At 64.3% G+C, this 1789-nt stretch carries 2 protein-coding genes; both read right to left on the bottom strand.

Translation table 11 applies throughout. From position 1 onward, the window contains the following. Positions 1 to 137 precede the first annotated feature (137 nt). Positions 138 to 974: an SDR family NAD(P)-dependent oxidoreductase gene (locus AC1DY5_RS54050; RefSeq protein ID WP_478122426.1), complete on the bottom strand. Its 837-nt coding sequence runs from the start codon at positions 972 to 974 to the stop codon at positions 138 to 140. A gap of 14 nt (positions 975 to 988) precedes the next feature. Then, the coding region (locus AC1DY5_RS54055) for a beta-keto acid cleavage family enzyme (protein WP_478122427.1) at positions 989 to 1789 on the bottom strand (801 nt) is incomplete at its 5' end.

Below are 1789 nucleotides of genomic sequence, written 5' to 3' on the forward strand. Positions count from 1 at the left end.
GTGTTGTAGCCCCACCCGAATCGCATTTCACTGACGAGAGCCTCACCGCTGGCCCGCCCCTTGGAGCGGGCAATGCCCTTCATTACTTTCACGTGTTCCATGTTTGTCTCCATGTTTGTCTCCATATTTTTGCGTACTCAAATCAACATGCCGCCATTGGGCGAGATGACTTGTCCGACCAGGTAGTGCTCGCCCGCCAGGTGCACGACCGTGGCTGCGTACTCTTCGGGGGTGCCCATCCGTCCGGCGGGCACGAGCTGCAAGAAGCGATTGCGGCCTTCCTCGCCCATCTTCTGCAGGACCGCTTCGATCTCCTGCGTATGGACAAGGCCCAGTGCCATCACATTCACGTAGATGTTGCCACCGGCGACCTCCGCAGCGACTGCCTTGGTGAACGCGATTACCGCGCCCTTGGTCGCGCTGTAGTGGGGGCTGTGGGCGGACAGGCCCGACATGCCGGACAGCGATGCGATGTTGATGATGCGCCCGTATTTCTGCGGCTGCATCAGCTTGAGCGCCTCGCGCGTGCAGTAGAAGGTGCCGTGCACGTTGACGCCCCACCAGCGGTGCCATTCCTCATCGGTGATGTTGCTGGTGAACTCCAGCGACTGCCGCGGCACAGGCGTCGTGAGGTATGTGTAGTGGCGATTGCGCCGCACATCGTCGGCCGGCCGGTTGGGGGTCAGCGCTGCGTTGTTCACCAGGATGTGCACGGTGCCGAAGCGTTCGGCCGCCTGGGCGAACATGCGCTGTACCGCGGCGCTGTCCGAGACGTCGCAACGCACGGTCAGGCATTCCGAGCCGGCCTCTTCGACCGCGGCGCGCGCCTGCTCCAGACTCGCTTCATTGACGTCGCAGACGACGAGGTTGGCGCCGGCTTCGGCCAGGGAGCGTGCCAAGACACCGCCGAGGCCCGGGCCTGCGCCCGTGACGAGCGCGACGCGCCCCGCCAGTGGTCGCATAGAGTTCACCACGATGTGCTCCTGTCTCAGGCCACGCGTCGAAGCGGAGCGCCGCGTTCGCCGAATTGACGGTTCGGCGCGTAGCCGATCTTGGCCAGGGTTTCGTCGACGCTCTTGTAGTGTTCGCCGATCATGTAGATCTCCTTGGCCTGCTTGCCGGTGGCCACCTCGCGATGCATTTCGCGCGAAAGCCGCACCATCTGCTCGACCTGCTGCACGGAGGTCATGCGTTCGCCCTTGCGGCCCCAGAGGTTGTCTTCGATGCCCACGCGCACGTGCAGGCCCATGGCGATCGCCATTGCATTCAAGGGCAGCACGCTGCGCATGATGCTTTCGATGGTCAGGACTGCGCCATCAGGGACTCGGCGGATGAACTCCATCAGGTTGTAGGGGTTCGGACCGTCCATGCCGCCGCCGATCGCCGCCCAGTTCATGGTCAGGGGGCCGGTGTAGATGCCGCGCCGGATCAGGCGCTCGACCGACTCGAGCTGCCCCACGTCGCCGAGCATGAACAGCGGCTGGATGCCGTTGGCCTGCAGCCGGCGCAGGTGTTCCTCGACGAAGCCGGGGCCCGAGGGGATGGTCATCTCGCGGTAGGCCTGCTGAAAGGCCGGATTCGCCAGGGACGTGTTCGCGACATCGTCCGCGGTCAACAGCTCGCAGATGTTCATCTGGTTGGTGTTGATCGCGATCGTCACCTGGTCAGGCTTCGGCGTGAGCTCCGCGAGCATGTGGCGCGTGTCGTCGCTGAGCCATTGGGCCGCCTCGCTGTCGGTCTCGGGCGCAAACGAAATCGAGCCGCCAACCTGCAGGATCATGTCGGGAAC

Source organism: Variovorax sp. P4_D9 (assembly GCF_056401695.1).